Raw genomic sequence first — 15891 nt, forward strand, 5'->3', positions numbered from 1 at the left:
CAACGGCAGGAAACAGCTGGCGATTCGTGATCTTAACTTATTGTTTATAAGTTCGTTTCTATTTTTTGTCTGGCAGCAACTGGCAGCATCCGGCATCATCAAGCGAGACTTATTGATGGTCCGAGAAATGGTATGAACTTTCGATGGTTCATTGTAAACTGGTTCATACCATCATCTGTACAGCACGTAGATGATGGTATCAATTCTATATAACATACTGATTGTTAATAGAATTTGTACGCAAAAAACTGGTATTTCAATGATGGTATCGGAGGCCGGTAAAGGAATGCTGACAGACACGAAATTGAGGAATCTGAAGCCAGCGGAGAAGCCGTACAAGCTCACCGACCGGGATGGCCTTTACGTAACTGTACTTAGCACAGGAACCGTCTCCTTCCGCTACAACTACCGCATCAACAACCGTCAAGAGACACTCGTAATCGGTCGCTATGGTCCGGCCGGGCTGACCCTAGCCGAAGCCAGGGAGCGCCTTACGGAGGCCAAGAAGGCTCTGGCGTCCGGCCGGTCTCCGTCTCGCCAGAAGGCGCGCGAAAAGCTAAAGACCAACGAGGCAGATTCTTTTGGCGGATGGGCCGAACTCTGGCTGAAGAACCACCCGATGGCGGAATCGACGCGCGATATGCGGCGATCAGTCTACGAGCGCGATCTCAAGGCGCCTTTCGGGCGGCTGAAGATGGCGGAGGTTTCGCACGAGGACTTGCGGAGTCTGTGCGACAAGATAGTCGCACGAGGCGCTCCGGCCACCGCGATCCATGCCCGCGAAATCGTGCAACTGGTGTTTCGGTATGCGCTAGAGCGCGGCCACCGCTACGACAACCCCGCAGAGTTGGTGCGACCAACCTCGATTGCCCGCTTTCAGCCCAAAGATCGGGCGCTATCGTCGGAAGAGATTGGGCTACTTTACGAGTACCTTGAGCGTGTTTCGACAGCTCCCACCTTCCGCTTAGCTGTAAAGCTCCTGCTATTGACCATGCTGCGAAAGTCGGAGCTCACGGATGCAGTGTGGACCGAAGTCAACTTCATGGATGCAATATGGATAATTCCGGGCGAGCGCATGAAACGAAGGAATCCCCATGTTGTTCATCTTTCTCGGCAGGCACTAGATATTTTCGTGGCGCTCAAGACTTGTGCCGGCGGATCGCGATATGTCCTGCCGTCTCGGTATGATCAGGATAGCCCCATGAGTAAGGCAACATTGAACCGAGTCACTACCCTCGCGTACCGGGCAGCTCAGAAAGACGGCAAGCCGTTGGAGGATTTCTGTATTCACGATCTACGCCGGACAGCCTCGACGATCTTGCATGAGGCTGGCTACAACACCGACTGGATTGAAAAGTGCTTAGCTCATGAGCAAAAAGGTGTTCGCGCCGTCTACAACAAGGCAGAGTACGCAGAGCAGCGACGCGCTATGCTGCAGGACTGGGCCGACATGATCGACCGCTGGACTATCCGGCCGGAACGCCAGGGGCGACTGGCTGGATTGCCGCCGCCTTCCGAGCATCAATCCACTGCTCCACTTCCTGCAAGTCCCATGCAACCAAACGCGTAGTAATGGCAAAGCGGCGGGGAAATTCTCGACGTTTTTCCATATCGAGGATCGTTCTTTCCGATAGCGGAATCATCTGGAGCAACTGCTTACGGTTGATCAGAGTCTTCCCCGGTGTTGTCATTTCAGCATGGCTCAGCTCACGGGTGTTCATTCTTGCGTTCCTTGTGCTCCATTTCGCGCTTGCAACCGCGCACATGGCGACAATAGCCGCGCCCTTAGTTAATTCGGAGATTGTTGCGTTGGCGGGCCCTCTAACGGTGTGACTTAGCTACTCCCGTTCGTTCCTTGAGAGGCACCCGGTAGCGTTGGGATCCGCGGTCGGTTTGTTGTAGCCCCGGCGACTCACCCGAAAGCACGCGCGACGCCGCATCAAGGTCAATCCCTTCACTCGGTGGCTGCCCGTCACGGCACAGATTGAGTTCGTAGCGAACGGCAAGTGGAATCCGCTTGCCATCCTTCGTCGGCACGTCGTCCTGGATCAGCGTCGCCTCCAGGCGAGCACAACCGGCCTCGGCAAACTTCCTCAGTGTTCTGACCTGAACCCGCACCGGCGCAGGCGACCGCGTCTGCCCCTTGAAGAACTCCGCCATCCGCCCACTCAGCTCCCGTCGGATCGACCATCGGGCGCATCGATCGCCGCGATCAGATGTTGCTTCAAGTCCGCAGCAACAACATCTCTGGTGGCCAGCAGACCCAGCACGGACAACACCATCGCAAAAGTTTTCGGAGGTGCTTTCATCGAATCTCCCTGAGAGAATCCACACCACCCACCTGTCCGAAGGCATCGCGTCCTTCCCCGGAAAAAGAGGCCTGCTCAGTCATCACCGGTTGTAGTAGCTATTGACGCGTTGCTCGACGGTGCCGCGGACGTTCTGCCCGATCGACGACGCAGTGGGTACGCGCACGCTGGCCGTGACTTCCGCGATGAACTCGCCCAGGTCGATCTGCGAGAAATCGAGCCGTTCGAACTCCGCCGGAGTGAATCCGGAACAGTCCGGATGCCTGCCGCTGCCCCAGGTCTTGCCGATCTGTCCCCTGCCCTGTTCATTGATCAATCGAGCCAGGCGAGAGTTGAAACAGCAATACGACTGGGTCTGCTCGATGCACGTCCTGATGATCGGCACCCGGGCCGAACAGAAGGAGCCCACCGCGACACAGAGATTGGCATCGCGGTGCATCGCCAGCAGTTGCTCGGTCTGGTCGCACGAGAGCAGGTCCGAGAGCAGTTCGAGGGCCACCGCCACGGCCAGCGAGTAAGGATCGAAGTAGAAATTGAAGCTGCCCAGCGACCCGATGGAAAAAATCGGCCCGCCGAGCAGGCCACTGGTCATCGTCCCCGTGGACAAGGTGAGCCCATAGAAACTGAACGAAGGCTGGAAATTCGTCGGCGTAAACAGCACCTCGGACGAGATCATCGCCTTCGCGCCCGCTTCGAGATAGCCAGCGTACTGCGGATACATGAAATCGAAGACGTACTTGCTGCCGGCGTTCACCGCCAGCTGACCTCCCGCGTACGCCCCCTGGATCGCCGCCGACATCAGCGCGTTGTTGCTCTTCGCCGCGCCACCGCCGCCCTTTTTGCAGCAGTTCACCAGACCGAACAGCTTCTTGCGACACTGCTCCGTGACGCCCGTGAACAGCCGTTGATCGCCGCCATAGACCCCCGCTTCGCGCGCCGCCTCCAGCGTGGCCATGACCTTGCCGAAATCCTGATCGGCGGGATGGCTGGTATCGAAGCAGTTGCCGCCCTGACAGAACGCCGCCTGATCGCAGACCGTGCGCTGCGTCTGCACCGCCGGCGAGGTCTGGCACGAATAGGTGCGCTCGTTCAGGTCGCAAGCGCCCGAGGGCAAGCGGTCGACGCAGTCGCTGCCCACCTGGGTGCATCCCCGGTCGATCAGCTCCTGGCAGTCATCGCTCAGCGCTGTCGCGGCGCAGGTGTAGTCCTCCGACCACGCCCAGCAGGAATCGCCCGCACTTTGGGCCCCTTCCGGCAGCGGCGAGACGCTGTCCAGGCAGACCTGCAGGCCGTTGATCGTCTTGCACGGCGTGTTGTCCGTGCAGGTGTGTGCGGCATGGACGCAGTTGCTGCTTTCCGACAGCGAGGTACAGCCGCTGGTGTCGAGCGTGTTCGAGGTGATGGTGTAGGAGGTGTCGAGTGCACGACCGTCGGCGGGTTCGTCGCCGCCGTGACGTTGGTGCACTGATACTGGCGCGTGTATTGATTGCACGAACCGTCGAAGGCCGTGCTGTCGCACGTTGACGTGACCAGCGTACAGCCCTCGGTCGCCTTGATCGCCGCGCAGTAATCGAGGGGGTCGTCGGCAATGCACGAATAGTCGTCCTGATAGCGCCAACAGCTCGCCGTCGAGTTCAGCCCCCCTTCCGGCGGCGTCACGCCGGCCAGGCAAACCGTGGCCCCACTGGCGTCAAGCTTGCATGGCGTCGAATCGACACAGGTATGCGCCGCCAGACGACAGCGCGCGTTCTGCGCGTAGCTGCTGCAGGCGCTGGCGTCGATGGCGTCGGTGAGCAGCGTGTAACTGTTGCTCAAGCGCAGCGTGTTGCTCGGCTCGCCCTGGTTGGTGCCGCACTGGAAAGTCTTGGTATAGGTGTTGCACGTCCCGTTGAACGCTGCGTCGCTGCAGGAGGCACCGACCTGACCGCAGCCGGCCGTGGTCAGCGCAGCACAGTAGTCGATCGCCTCGGGCTTGATGCAGGTGTAGGTGTCCTGGTACTCCCAGCAACCACCGACCTGCGCCAGCGTCACCACGATGCCGGAGATCGCCTTGCTCGCGGTGCTATCGACACAGGTCGAACTCGCCAGCCGGCAGTCGCCGGCAATCGCCCGGCCAGCGAGTGTCATGACGAACAGCATCGCAAGCAACGCCTTCATCATTGCGCTCGCTGCTGCAAGCTGGCGCACTCGCTCGACCGCCAGCTGCTGACCGTCGTGGACATCGGCAGCTGCAGCGCCGCCCCGGTGCCGCTGCCGCCGGCAGAGTTGCAGCCGGCACTGACGTTGCGCACCGATGGCGTGCAGGTGATGGCGCTGCAGCTGACGCTAAAATAAACGTAGAGATGGCAGCCAAAGCCGAGATCGCTGACGTAGTGATCGCTCACCGATTGACCCGGCGCGACCGCCACGGGAAAGCGGCCATAACTACCATCCCAGGGATAGCCCAGCGGGCGATAGTCGAAGCGGTTGGCACCGTCGCCGGAACGGTACGGTTCCACCTCGTACGATCGGCCGTCGCTGCCGCAAAAGATGTTCATCGCCATGTACGGATCGACGCAGCGGCCGCAATCGACAAACGCCGCGCGTCCGAGCCAGACACCGGGTGTGCATTGGCCAAACCCGACGGTGACGGAAACGCCCCGCCGACAACTCAGCGACTCGTAGCCCTGCACGGTCTGATTGCACTGGTAGCGGTAGCGTGTATCGACGGCGATCTGTTGGCCAATGAAGCACGAGGCATTGCTCACCGACTGCATCTGCTCGACACACTGGTAGCGGTGATGCTGATCGACACTGATCTGGCGCGCGGTCGAACAGAAATTGCTGCTCACCGGCCGGTAGTCATTGCACGTTTCCCGGCTGAACGACGCGGGCTGGGTGTCGGTCACCACCCGGCACTGTTCGGTTGGGTTGCCGGTGGTGATGCCGGTGGCGCTCATCGTGGGGTTGCGGGCAATCGCCCTGGCACGACTGATCAGCGGATCGTTGGCGCGATCGATCGAGAACGCCGGCCGTACTGCCGGATTGCGGGCCACGAAATTGACGGCGTCACACTCCTGCCGCCGGTAGGAATCCACCTCAGGAGCCTGGCTGGCGCAGTCGATGATCTTGGCCGTACCGGGCCCCGACAACTGACCCTGCCCTGCCTGGAACACTTGCGATTGGGGGGTAATCTGTCCGAACCCCGGCACGGTCGCTGCGCCTGTACTGTCGCCGATTCCTTGGAAGGCGCTGTCGATCGTGCCGGCGCCCAGCGCCTTGCCCTCGGCAAACGCGTTGCTCGCAGCATCCCCCTGCGCCCAGGAACGGCTTGCCAGGAGCAGAGCGAGGACCAGCCAGCGCCGCTTGCTCATCGCTGTGGTCCCGAAAGTCGTGAGGCATAGCGGCGCGCCACATCGGCCCACGCTGGCGCCTGTCGCTCGATGAGATCCAGCGCATAGTCCTGCGTGACATCACCGTCGACGCGGATGAAGCTCGACGCCGGCGCGCAGCCGTCTTCGCCAATCTGCCACGCCTGGCCCGACCGTGCCAGCACCAGCGCGGGCACCTGCCGCACCATGAACTGCTTGAAGGCCGGTGGATGGATGATCGCCGTCACGTTTCGGGCGCCCACCAGCTCCGCGATTTCCTCACCCATGCGCGCGAGAGAATTCCCCTTGAGTCCTCGCAGGACCAGCACGGCACCGGATTTCTCCGCCTGGCTGACGATTCGCTGCAGGGTTTCCTTCGGTAACGAAAAGGAGACGAAGACCATCAGCTCCGGGACGTCCTTGCCCGGAGCCCAACTTGGCGCGGCGTGGCGGTAGGTCTCTGCGATCCGGCCAATGTCGGGGCCTGTGGTCGCCGGCTGCGGCAGCTTGGTCGGATCGGGAACCACCGGGCGGCCAGTGACCTTCGGCGCCGCGACGGCATCCAGGGCAGAACCCATGCGCTCGCGGTGTGAACGCAGCTCGGTGTCAGTCGGTACTACCACCTGCGCGAGCGCGGGCGTCACCGGCCCGCCCCAGGCGCTGACACCAAGGCAGTGCGCCAACAGCAGACCTCCCGGAATTGCGACTCAGACGCCCCGCTAACCGCGTGATTCAAAAGCCTTATCGTCGTTTTTTGGACCTTCGTCACGCCGGGAACGGAAAACGTTTATTGGACAACGATGCTTATATCCTATTGTAAATACGCAATAACAAGTGCAATAAGCATAAATCTCATGCTAGAATCGCGTCAGGCAGCGGGGACCTGGGGGTGAGGGGTGACGCAGAGCGAGTTATTGGAACCAGCGGTTAAGCAGGAAGGCCGTTTCGACTTGGGCAGAGGCTATTGTCTGCACCTTCCGCGTGGCCCTCGCAGCCAGGGTGACCTTTATCATCATGGCAGTCTGAGCAAACGGGTGAATCTTGCCGACAAGGCCGAGCGGCGCCTCCTGGTGGTTGAGTTATTACAGAGGAAGCTGAACCAGACGCGCTTGGCCGAGGTGCTCAATCTCAGTCGCCAGACGCTGCACAACTATCGCGAGTGCTATCGGCTCTTTGGGGTGACCGGCCTGCTGCATGGCTATAGTCCGAGCCACAGCGTGAGCGAAGAACGGCAAGGTCGGCTGCATGTTGACAAACGCCGCCCCGGCTCCAAGGCCCGCGAACTCGAAGCTTTGCGGCGTGCCGAGAAGAGGCTGACCGCGGAAGTAACACAAGAGGAACTCGCGTGGGATGGCGAAGCCGCGGCGCGGTGTGCGCTGGAGGAAGCGCCCCTCGAAGAGGTCGTGCGTGTCGATCAGCCGAGCCGCCAGACAGTCGCGGAGCAGGCCTCACCGGAACAGGTTCCCGCCGCAGTGATCGAGCTTCCCTATGCGGAACACCATGACTGGGAAGCCAGCCGCTATGCCGGCATTTTCCCTGTCTTGCTGGTCCTGATGAGCCAAGGGCAGTGGATGCAACGACTCTCCCAGCTGTTCGGCAACGGTTGGCGCATCTTCCAGGTGTTCGTGCTGATGGCGGTGCGTAACATCCGCTCCATTGAGCAGCTCAAACATGAGCGGCGCGAGGAGGCGGGACGGCTCCTGGGCTTGGGGCGGCTACCCGCTCTCGACACGCTGTGGTCCTGGTTCCATGACGTCGCCGGCAAGTCGCGGGCCGAGGCGCTGTTGAAGGCGTTTTTTGCCGATCAGATCCGCTGCGGCCTGGTCGCCACCCGGCTGTGGTTTACGGACGGTCATCTCTTGCCTTATACCGGACAGGACAAGGTGCATGCGGCCTGGAATACACAGCGGCGGATGCCGATGCCCGGACAGACCAATCTGGTCACTTGTGACGAACAGGGGCGCATCGTCTATTTCGACATTCAGGAGGGCAAGGGAGACCTGCGCGCTCAGATTCTGAAGCTTGGCGAGTATGCGCGACAACAGTCCCTGGGAACCCCGCCGGTACAGGTCTTCGACCGTGAGGGCGATGGGCTGGGCTTTTTCAGCGAACTCGTGCGCCGCCGCACCCCCTTCATCACTTGGGAGAAGAACGCCAATCCTGCGCGGCTCAGGGCCTTGCCGGCCGCAGACTTCACGCACAGCGTGTCGATGAACGGCACGGATTATCGCCTGCTCGAAGAGACCAAGGCGTGCCTCTACCCACCTAAAACCGATCCCGATCCCGATCCCGATCCCGATCCCGATCCCGACACCGGCATGGCCGAGCTGGCGCATACGTTCGACCTGCGTCGGGTGGTGTTGTGGAATTTGCGTACCAATCACCGCATCAGCGTGCTCTGCTGGGACGCTGACCTTCAGTGGTCGCCGCAAGAGGTGCTGACCGCGATGCTCAGTCGCTGGGGCGCCTCGGAGAACACTTTCAAACACCTCAAGGGGCGTCATCCCTATCATTACCATCCGGGTTTCGGCTTGGCCGAGAGCGACAAACAGGACATCGCCAATCCCCAGATCAAAGGGCTTGCGCAGCAGATTGCGAGCACCCAGGGCCATCTCGCCAAGCTTTACAAGCAACAGGCCAAGACTCAACCCAGCTTCAATCGGGACGGAAGTGAGCGCCACAACAGTCGGCATCGGCGGCTTGCTGCGGCCATCGCCGTGAGCGAAACGCAACTCAAACAACTCCAGGCTGACAAGGCTCGCTTGCCCGAGCGCGTCAATGTCACGGGGCTGTCCGATTACCGCTCCTTCAACGCCATCGATAACGAGGGCAAGAATCTCTTCGACTTCGTCACGAGTTCCGTATGGAACGTGCGCCGCCAGCTTCTCGATTGGCTTGACGACAGCTATGCCAAGGATAGCGATCGGGTGGACCTGCTCTATGCGATTTTCAACTGCCATGGCTGGGTACGCAGTGACGAACACTGGGTGGTCGTTCGCCTGGAGCCGCTACAGCAACCCGCACGCCGTTATGCCCAAGAACAGCTGTGCCGTAAGCTCACTGGTCTCGGCGCCAGGATCCCCGGCGGAAAATGGCTGCGCATCGAGGTCGGCCAGTCTCCGCTATGAGACGGCCTTCGCCGACCTACTGTCCAAAATTAGACCACGTTCCCCGGGGATTCCGGGAGGTCTGAACAGCAAAGTCCACGACCGCTTGCTCATGGCCTCAGAACGCGCCCTGGCAACAGTTGCGTTTGCGGAAGACCATGTACGCAAAGTCCTCACCCTCGAAGGGAAACTCGCGCCCGGCGCCCCACAGGATCGTCGATCGCCCCAGCGGCTGGCAGCATTTCCCGGCAAGCTGGGCGGTCTGGGGAATCGGATAGAGCATGTGATGCTTGTAGCCGGTCTTGTCCATGATCGGCTGCGGGTAGTAGCCGCACAGTCCGTCCTCGCCGGAGGCCGCCCACATCAGCCCTTCCCGGTGCATCTTGGCGATCAGGCGGGTCATTTCCAGACTGGACGCCTGGACGCCGCCGATATGGGCCTGCACGTTGCCATTCAGGGGATAGAGACTGCCCTGGCAGCCAGCACACCAGAACAGGGTGTTGAGCGGAAAGCCGGCGGTGGCCGCTGCGCAATCGGCGGCACAGGCAGCGCGGGCCGCCAAGTTGCCGAACAGCGCGACCTCGGGGTTGAGAATGAAGGTCAGCTCATCGTCGTGCCACATCGGGTCCAGTTCGGTGAGATACGCGACATCGAGACCGCCCGGCTCTAGGCAGGCGTTGTCGAAGATCGCTTCCAGCCAGAAGATGACCGGATCGACGTACCAATGGACCTGATAGAAAGATGAGGTCGATGTACTGTCCTGGCTGTAGCGCGAACCGCGCGGCGCATCGAACCCGGGATCGAGTTCGAGTCCGCCAAGACTGGTGAGGCAGAACGGACGACGCACCACATCGACGCGCCTGACCGGCTCCCAGAAACTCACCTTGAAACCGACCCGCAACTGTGAGGGGCAGGCGCAAAGCGGTGAGCCGCCGGGATTCGGCGTGTCTTCCTGTCCCATCGAGAGCAGCTCCAGGCCTCCGAAGCGGATCGGCAGCATGCAGCGCCAACAGATATCGGTAATCGGATTGGCGAAGCGGCCGGTGCAGGTCGGCGTCGCCAAGGCCGGCCCCGGGCGCCCGATCGCCGCCGCCGCCAGCAACAGGAAGACGCACTCACGGACGAACTTCATCGATCCGAAGCCTCTTGCCTTCCTGACTGACCACCGCCGGCACCTGACGAATACCCAGGCGGCGGGTCAGGCTGCCGCCCTGATCGTAGTAGACGCGCCGCTTCCACGAACGCATCAGCGCCAGGGGCTCACCGGCGACCAGAATCGGTTTGGCGCCGCCTTCGGGGCTCGCCAACGCCTGTCGTGCAAAGGCGACTTGTCGGCGGTCGCGCCCGTCAAAGAAAACGAGCCGTTCACGCAGCGAAACATGGTCGAGGGGATTCACTTTCAGTCCGCGCGCGAACAGGATCGCGCCTTGAGCGTTGCGGATGTCGCGGTCGAGAATCCACGTCGGGTCGACAAAAAAACTGCGCCTGGTAACGGAGGCCGTGAGCCCGGCGACGGGTGCTGGTTTCTCGACGGCCGCGACGACGCGATCACGGTGTTCGTTCTGTTTCCTGGCGAGTTCGCCGGTCTTCTCCATGTGTTTGAGACGTGAATCGATGACTTCCAGCAGATCCGGTTCGGCAATGTCGTAGGTCGGCCCGACGACGCCGAGATCCTCGGCGTGTGCGATGGGCAGTGAGGCCGCGAGCAGCAGGGCAAAGAACGGCAGTGGGGCGCGAGTCGACATGGGGCCGATTCTGGTCTGCCACCTGCGGCTGTGGATTTCGAAATGCGGCTTTCCCGGACGCATTTCGCCTCGGTGCATTCAGCGACCGTTGCCGGCGTGTCAGCGGCGCTACGCGCTTCGCTTCTGGCTGCCGTCGCCAGCGGGCGGGACCGGGATTCGGTAGCAATGCGCCCGATTTCTCGTTTGACACAAGAACACGTCCGGGACGACGCTCCCCAGGCGCAGGATCTGCATCCTCGCCAACTGCAGTCGCTCGACCAGCAGGGGCTCGGCCTGGCGGGAGGGAATCCACGTGAAGGCACCCTCACGCTCTGATGGCAGTACGCCTGCCCTCACGCCTTCGCGCAAGGTGGCGACGATGCCCTGGATCCGGTTCAGCCGCTCGTCTTCATCGGGGGTCTCGGTCTTGCCAGTGATCGGGGTGCATTTCTGAACCGATGCGGCTACTGGAGGAGCTACCGGGGAAGGTGCTTGCTGAAGCCTTCCGATGGCCATGAGCTGCTTGATCGCCGGCTGCAGACGAATCACTTTCCACGATTGGCCGTGCCCGACCTCGATCTCGGTCACCTTCCGAAAAGGCGACAGCGGGTCAACCGCCAGCCAGTTTCGGTGCGACAACTCCTCGAGAATCGCTTTGCCGTCCAGGCCACAACTGCTGAGTGCATCCGGCCACTTCAGACACAACACGCCGGAGGGGTCGATGTGGATCAAGGTCTCGGCAGACTTCTTGCCGGTCTGAATGTCCCGGGCGAGCGCCTGCAGCGCTTCACCCACAGCACCATCGAGCTGATCGGTGGGTGCCGCTGGTGCGTTGGGCGTGGACTCGGGCTGGGCAGGCGTCTCTGGCAACCGACCCTGTTCAGGTGAAGCGCGTAGTTTCACGGCGGGAGACAACTTTGGCGCCGAAAGGTCGGCCGGCTCGGGTACGGCCTCCTCCTGGTCGAGGAGCCTCCCCGGTACGGAGGGTGGTGCGGGCTCCACAAGCAGCGCCGCATCGCGAAGCCTGATCGCCGTCAGTCGGATGTTCGGGATCTTCTCGGCCAGCACCGCCGGGGCGATCACCCAATAGCGATGGCCGTCGACACGATCCTCGCGGACACTCGCCAACTGGCGTTCCACAAGCATGTCGAGAAGACTGTTCGGCGTTCTCGGCAAGCCCGGAATCTTTTCCTGATGAATGAGGGCGGCGATTTCCTCACCGGCCGCCGGCCAGACCAGGTAGAGATGCCCGTCGATGTGCCAGAGCCGTGAGCCCGGTTGATTGACGCTCCAGGTCCCCTCCCGGACCAGCCGACGCATGATGTCCACCAGAAAGCGTTCGACCGGCAGGCCGATCTCGTAGCCGGTGAACGCGACGCCAAGACTGCGCAGGTCGCGCTCGACACTGGCCTGATCGGCGCGAATGACGAGATCGTGAATCGGGTTCTCGGTGCTGGGCGAGCCGTTGATCGTTTCCATCATCCAGAGCACCAGCTCGGTATCGCCCGCGGCGATCCAGGCCAGCCCCTGCGGACTGATGATGCGTTCGGCAATCAAGGCGGAAATGGCCTGGTGCTTCTTGCCACGATTCTCGCGCCAATGCAGGAAGTAGCGATCGACCTGATGCCGGCCAGCCCAGGTGTAGAGGTCTTCGACAAAGGGGTTCCAGAGCTGCGCACCATCACGACTGGTGACCACTAGGTCGGTGACCGGCTTGCCGACGTCGTGGCAGAGGGCGGCGAGGAATACGGCCAGATGCCACCGCGGCTGGAGCTCGCGGCGACGTCGCGGCGCCTGCTCGCCGGGCAGCAGCACGCGATCGCCGAACTGGAGCGACCACAGGGCGACTTCGGCAGCGTGACGCAGGAGTCCGCCTGCTCCTCGGTGATGATGTGTCTGGCTGGCCGGCAGGAGATGCGCATAGGAGGCAAAGCGGCAAAGCGACTGTCGATAGAACTGCTCGAAGATCTCCGAAGACGCGAGGCCGGCTTCGCGGATTTGGCCGATCAGCTCCCGCTGCGTCTCGATGAGTTTGTCGGGGTGGGTTGCCGGCAGGCCCTTCATGAACGGCGGGTAGCGTGGAATCTCATCGTCCATGGCCTGCTGCGACGGCGTGCTTACGGGAAGGCTTGCGGCCGGTTGTTGGCCTTGGTTATCCTGCCGAATCGCTTTCCTGATAAAACCGAGCATCGGTCAGCCCTCCCCTTGGCCCACATCCAGCCGGGCTTGGCGCAAGGCGCGCCGAATCGCAGGTACTCGGCGAAGACGCTGGCGCGCCTGATCGGGGTCGAGATCGAGAAGGTCGCAGATCGCGCGAAACGAATTGCGTGCCCTGGACCGGTCGCAAAAAATCCAGATCAGGGCGTCCCGCTGCGGTCCTGCGACGGTGCGGGCCGACTTCTCGGCCGATCGCGTGTTGCCCTGCGCATCCTCGATCGCCTGATGAAGGACGGCGATCCACAGGCGCTTGGAGCGTTTGGCAACCTCGCGTACAGCGCAGTCGGCGCGAATTCCGCAAGACCCAGTGCGCCGCACGTCAGAAGACCCGATGCGCTTTCCCGACCATCTGCTGCCGAGCCACCCAGCCAGTCAGGCGATAGCGTGAATCGAGGCTGTCCGGGTGTGAGCCGGCCACGTAGTAGCGCCCGTCGGGAATGGTGCCGACCGGGCCGGTATCGAGCGACTCGCCGGTCCTCGCGCGCTCCTTGGCACGACCGACCGGCTCGCCATCGACAAAGAAGGCTCGGCCTGTCGCGGTAACCAGCGAGCCGGGCAAGCCGATCAGGCGTTTGAGGAACAGGCTCCCACGCGGATAGGGCCAGTTGGCTTCCCACCGGAAGGCCATTAGCTCACCACGCGCAGGCATGACGTCTTTCTCGACCAGGAAGAGCGTGCCGGGAAGGCTTTCAGTGATGTTCCAGGCGAGCAGATAGGCGCGACCAAACGCCAAATGGGCGGCGACGACCCAAAGAAGCAGCGGAAACCAGCGTCCCAGGAGATTGAAAAGACCGATAGACATGCCGCCACTGTATCGGCGCCGCAAGCGTCAGGATTTGGAAATGTGCCCTGCGGTGACGCTTTTGAGCGGCAGGAAAATCGGGAGTTCGTGCAGGCTTGGGAGGGCGACGAGCGTTATGCAGGCAGACGCTTGCAGTTTTGCGGACCTGTGAGAATCTGGATCGGTCACTAAGGAATTGGAGGCCGCCATGACTATCGCTGCTGCAACACCACCAAGCGCCATCTTCAGCACTTTGCCGCTATTGGCGCTGCTGCTGGTCATCATCGCCATGTTCCGCTGGAATCGGCGATCGAAAACCACCACGAAACGCCAGTTCGATCAACTGGAGCGCGAGCTCACGGTCATCACAAATGAGATCTTGCTGGTGACCACGAACTCCGTTCCTGGCGAGCGGACTGTCAGAACGGTCGGCTACGTGGAGGCACTGTCCAAAACCGAAGCGGCATCAGACTGGGAGTACCGGCTGGCGGAGAAACAAGCGTTGTTGGATCTGGCGCGCCAGGGGATTGCCATGGGGGCCAATGCCATTGTCGGGCTTCGCAAGAGCAATGCCCACTACGACCAGGCCGGATCGCAGTGGCGAGTGTCGAGAGTCACGTACCAGGGAACGGCTGTCGTCGTGGACCGGAAAATGCCGAGGGCTGAATCGGCGGCGTGAACGGGGTGCCGCGGCTGCTGGCATCCACAGGTGGCTCGGCGGCACGGCCAGCTTGATTGATCGCCGGACGGAGCGTCTGGAAGACGCGATAGTGTTCTCGTGCCTTGAGCCTGAAACACCTTTCCAAGCTCTGGAGCAGCATTGGCGTGTTTGCATGAAGAAAGAAGCCCGAACTTCTCCGCCGCACTCATCCTGCTCGTTCAGTTCTACCTTGGCGATCACGGGCTACAAGCGCTGGTCTGATAACGCAGCCCGTCAAGGCCGTCGAGCAGGCGCCAGTTAGGCTGTGGTGCGTAGCCTTCGATAACGCAGATGACAAAAATGTCATTCCTGCGTCAGGTCGTCGTCGGCATGGATCGCCGATACTCGTAAAGGTAACGCATCGCCAGCGACGAACCACTCACCAATCAAAGGAATGACCATGAAAACCCTGTCCCGCAAACTCCTGATGATCACCTTGGCCACTGCGCTGAGCACACCAGTCGCCTTGCTTGCTGCGGAAAAATCCGCGCCAGCGAACCCTATGTACGATCAGATGCAGGCGCGAATGCAGACCATGCAGGCGCGTATGCAAGCCATGCAGAAGGCTGAAGGCGAAGCGCGCATGCCGATGATGGCGGCGCAAATGGACGACATGCAGACGATGATGAAAGACATGGGCACCGCCGGCTGTCCGATGGGCAGCGGTCAGGGTGGCATGGGCATGCAGGGTCAGCAAGGGATGCCGATGATGCCGGGAATGCATGGTAGTCAAGGGAAGTAAAACCCATGGTTACCTGGCTGAAACGACTCCTCGCCAGCTTTCGTGACTGGCGGCAGGCCAATGCGGAAGCGCACGCCAAGTCAAAACCAAATTCATGCTGCTCAGCACCACCGCCGGGGGCTGGCAGCCATCACGACCATGGAGGAAAAGCATAAGTGAAGCAGTCATTCAATCAATCCCTGACGATTTCCGATAGCCATCGCAATACCCACCTGCGACTTTGTCTACTTGCGCTGGTGATCGTCGCCGCAGCAATCAGCCTGCCCGTCGCAGCGCAAAGCATTCAGGTGCCGCAGCCGAGCCCTGGACTGATGCCCAATCCGGCAGCGGGCAAAGCCCTGTTCGAGAAAAGCTGCGCTTCCTGCCATGGCGCCAATCTTCAAGGCAGCGACAAGGGGCCGCCGATGCTGAGCAAGATCTACGAACCTTCGCATCACGGCGACGCCTCTTTCCAGTTGGCGGTGAAGAACGGCTCGCGCGCGCATCACTGGAAGTTCGGCGACATGGCGCCGGTTCCCGGCCTGACCCCGGACGACGTTGCGCAGATCACTGCCTATGTGCGGCTTGAACAGCGCAAGGCAGGTATTCAATAGGGCCACCCGCGGTCGTTGGTCCGGCGACGCCGGATGCGTCCGCAACTCGTACCCGCGGTTTGCGGCGGCAGTGTCTTGTTAGCCGACGTGTACCGGCCAGAGGTACGCAATGGTGGCTCCCGGCTGCGAGGTGACGCCGGGAGCGCCGACTGACTGTGCGGGAAGAACTGACAGCCTTGTAATGGTGTGGCCATCTTCGCGACAGCACCGCTTCGCTAAGCTCTAGGCAGCCTCGATCGCTCCCGGGCAGTTTTCTCGGCTGCCGAATGAGCCATCCCACCACGCTGCACCGCTACACCATTCCCGCTTGGAGACCATTGAACCTAGAAATCTCAGTTCGCGGCGTGCAAGATTGCGTAAGTGCTGGC

At 61.6% G+C, this 15891-nt stretch carries 16 protein-coding genes; 5 read left to right on the forward strand and 11 right to left on the reverse strand.

Annotated elements, in window-relative coordinates:
- The first annotated feature begins 286 nt into the window (after positions 1-286).
- Positions 287-1570, forward strand: coding sequence for a tyrosine-type recombinase/integrase (locus V5B40_RS06340; RefSeq protein ID WP_332353743.1), 1284 nt, complete (start codon positions 287-289; stop codon positions 1568-1570).
- Here the strand turns inward: V5B40_RS06340 and V5B40_RS06345 are convergent.
- The 7 genes from V5B40_RS06345 to trbC form a co-directional block, all read right to left on the reverse strand.
- Complete coding sequence (locus V5B40_RS06345; RefSeq protein ID WP_291868514.1) at positions 1467-1691, reverse strand: helix-turn-helix transcriptional regulator; 225 nt, start codon at positions 1689-1691, stop codon at positions 1467-1469. The genes V5B40_RS06340 and V5B40_RS06345 overlap by 104 nt on opposite strands.
- Positions 1692-1821: 130 nt before the next feature.
- Positions 1822-2160: a hypothetical protein gene (locus V5B40_RS06350; protein WP_332353744.1), complete on the reverse strand. Its 339-nt coding sequence runs from the start codon at positions 2158-2160 to the stop codon at positions 1822-1824.
- 8 nt (positions 2161-2168) lie between these two features.
- A complete protein-coding gene (locus V5B40_RS06355; protein WP_332353745.1) occupies positions 2169-2309 on the reverse strand; it encodes a hypothetical protein in 141 nt (46 codons plus the stop codon).
- Between the two features lie 82 nt (positions 2310-2391).
- Positions 2392-3606 (reverse strand): conjugal transfer protein TraN, encoded by a 1215-nt coding sequence (locus tag V5B40_RS06360; protein ID WP_332354160.1) that lies wholly within the window; start codon positions 3604-3606, stop codon positions 2392-2394.
- Entirely contained in the window at positions 3489-4469 is a 981-nt protein-coding gene (traN, locus tag V5B40_RS06365; protein ID WP_332353746.1) for a conjugal transfer protein TraN, read from the reverse strand. The genes V5B40_RS06360 and traN overlap by 118 nt, the downstream gene beginning before the upstream one ends.
- Complete coding sequence (locus V5B40_RS06370) at positions 4466-5662, reverse strand: hypothetical protein (protein ID WP_332353747.1); 1197 nt, start codon at positions 5660-5662, stop codon at positions 4466-4468. Before V5B40_RS06370 ends, traN begins: the two co-directional genes overlap by 4 nt.
- Positions 5659-6342, reverse strand: coding sequence for a type-F conjugative transfer system pilin assembly protein TrbC (trbC, locus tag V5B40_RS06375; RefSeq protein ID WP_332353748.1), 684 nt, complete (start codon positions 6340-6342; stop codon positions 5659-5661). Before trbC ends, V5B40_RS06370 begins: the two co-directional genes overlap by 4 nt.
- Positions 6343-6693: 351 nt before the next feature.
- Between trbC and V5B40_RS06380 the strand changes: the two genes are divergently transcribed.
- Positions 6694-8787: a helix-turn-helix domain-containing protein gene (locus V5B40_RS06380; protein WP_332352925.1), complete on the forward strand. Its 2094-nt coding sequence runs from the start codon at positions 6694-6696 to the stop codon at positions 8785-8787.
- A 97-nt stretch (positions 8788-8884) separates the two neighbouring features.
- Here V5B40_RS06380 and traU read toward each other — a convergent pair whose 3' ends face one another.
- The 4 genes from traU to V5B40_RS06400 all read right to left on the reverse strand — a co-directional run bounded on the left by traU (position 8885) and on the right by V5B40_RS06400 (position 13509).
- The gene (gene traU / locus V5B40_RS06385) at positions 8885-9898 is read right to left on the reverse strand and encodes a conjugal transfer pilus assembly protein TraU (protein WP_332353749.1); all 1014 of its coding nucleotides are present in this window, start codon (positions 9896-9898) and stop codon (positions 8885-8887) included.
- The gene (gene traW / locus V5B40_RS06390) at positions 9882-10511 is read right to left on the reverse strand and encodes a type-F conjugative transfer system protein TraW (RefSeq protein ID WP_332353750.1); all 630 of its coding nucleotides are present in this window, start codon (positions 10509-10511) and stop codon (positions 9882-9884) included. Before traW ends, traU begins: the two co-directional genes overlap by 17 nt.
- Positions 10512-10619: 108 nt before the next feature.
- Positions 10620-12587, reverse strand: a complete 1968-nt coding sequence (gene mobH, locus V5B40_RS06395; protein WP_332353751.1) for a MobH family relaxase — start codon at positions 12585-12587, stop codon at positions 10620-10622.
- Between the two features lie 439 nt (positions 12588-13026).
- Positions 13027-13509 carry a S26 family signal peptidase gene (locus V5B40_RS06400; RefSeq protein WP_291984752.1) on the reverse strand — a complete coding sequence of 161 codons (483 nt, stop codon included), beginning with the start codon at positions 13507-13509 and terminating at the stop codon, positions 13027-13029.
- A 187-nt stretch (positions 13510-13696) separates the two neighbouring features.
- Here V5B40_RS06400 and V5B40_RS06405 point away from each other — a divergent pair, with 187 nt between their 5' ends.
- The 3 genes from V5B40_RS06405 (at position 13697) to V5B40_RS06415 (ending at position 15523) form a co-directional block, all read left to right on the forward strand.
- The gene (locus V5B40_RS06405) at positions 13697-14167 is read left to right on the forward strand and encodes a heavy metal-binding domain-containing protein (RefSeq protein WP_291984750.1); all 471 of its coding nucleotides are present in this window, start codon (positions 13697-13699) and stop codon (positions 14165-14167) included.
- Between the two features lie 421 nt (positions 14168-14588).
- Entirely contained in the window at positions 14589-14930 is a 342-nt protein-coding gene (locus tag V5B40_RS06410) for a hypothetical protein (RefSeq protein ID WP_291984748.1), read from the forward strand.
- A 155-nt stretch (positions 14931-15085) separates the two neighbouring features.
- Entirely contained in the window at positions 15086-15523 is a 438-nt protein-coding gene (locus V5B40_RS06415) for a c-type cytochrome (protein WP_291984746.1), read from the forward strand.
- Positions 15524-15891 lie beyond the last annotated feature (368 nt).

The sequence above is a fragment of the Candidatus Accumulibacter meliphilus genome (genome assembly GCF_036625345.1).
In the GTDB taxonomy this organism is placed as follows: domain Bacteria; phylum Pseudomonadota; class Gammaproteobacteria; order Burkholderiales; family Rhodocyclaceae; genus Accumulibacter; species Accumulibacter meliphilus.

Excerpts from the sequence above, each read along its gene's own strand:
- V5B40_RS06340 (WP_332353743.1), top strand. The coding sequence starts at position 287 with ATGCTGACAGACACGAAATTGAGGAATCTGAAGCCAGCGGAGAAGCCG.
- V5B40_RS06345 (WP_291868514.1), bottom strand. The coding sequence starts at position 1,691 with ATGACAACACCGGGGAAGACTCTGATCAACCGTAAGCAGTTGCTCCAG.
- V5B40_RS06350 (WP_332353744.1), bottom strand. The coding sequence starts at position 2,160 with ATGGCGGAGTTCTTCAAGGGGCAGACGCGGTCGCCTGCGCCGGTGCGG.
- V5B40_RS06355 (WP_332353745.1), bottom strand. The coding sequence starts at position 2,309 with ATGAAAGCACCTCCGAAAACTTTTGCGATGGTGTTGTCCGTGCTGGGT.
- traN (WP_332353746.1), bottom strand. The coding sequence starts at position 4,469 with ATGATGAAGGCGTTGCTTGCGATGCTGTTCGTCATGACACTCGCTGGC.
- V5B40_RS06370 (WP_332353747.1), bottom strand. The coding sequence starts at position 5,662 with ATGAGCAAGCGGCGCTGGCTGGTCCTCGCTCTGCTCCTGGCAAGCCGT.
- traU (WP_332353749.1), bottom strand. The coding sequence starts at position 9,898 with ATGAAGTTCGTCCGTGAGTGCGTCTTCCTGTTGCTGGCGGCGGCGGCG.
- traW (WP_332353750.1), bottom strand. The coding sequence starts at position 10,511 with ATGTCGACTCGCGCCCCACTGCCGTTCTTTGCCCTGCTGCTCGCGGCC.
- mobH (WP_332353751.1), bottom strand. The coding sequence starts at position 12,587 with ATGGACGATGAGATTCCACGCTACCCGCCGTTCATGAAGGGCCTGCCG.
- V5B40_RS06400 (WP_291984752.1), bottom strand. The coding sequence starts at position 13,509 with ATGTCTATCGGTCTTTTCAATCTCCTGGGACGCTGGTTTCCGCTGCTT.
- V5B40_RS06405 (WP_291984750.1), top strand. The coding sequence starts at position 13,697 with ATGACTATCGCTGCTGCAACACCACCAAGCGCCATCTTCAGCACTTTG.
- V5B40_RS06410 (WP_291984748.1), top strand. The coding sequence starts at position 14,589 with ATGAAAACCCTGTCCCGCAAACTCCTGATGATCACCTTGGCCACTGCG.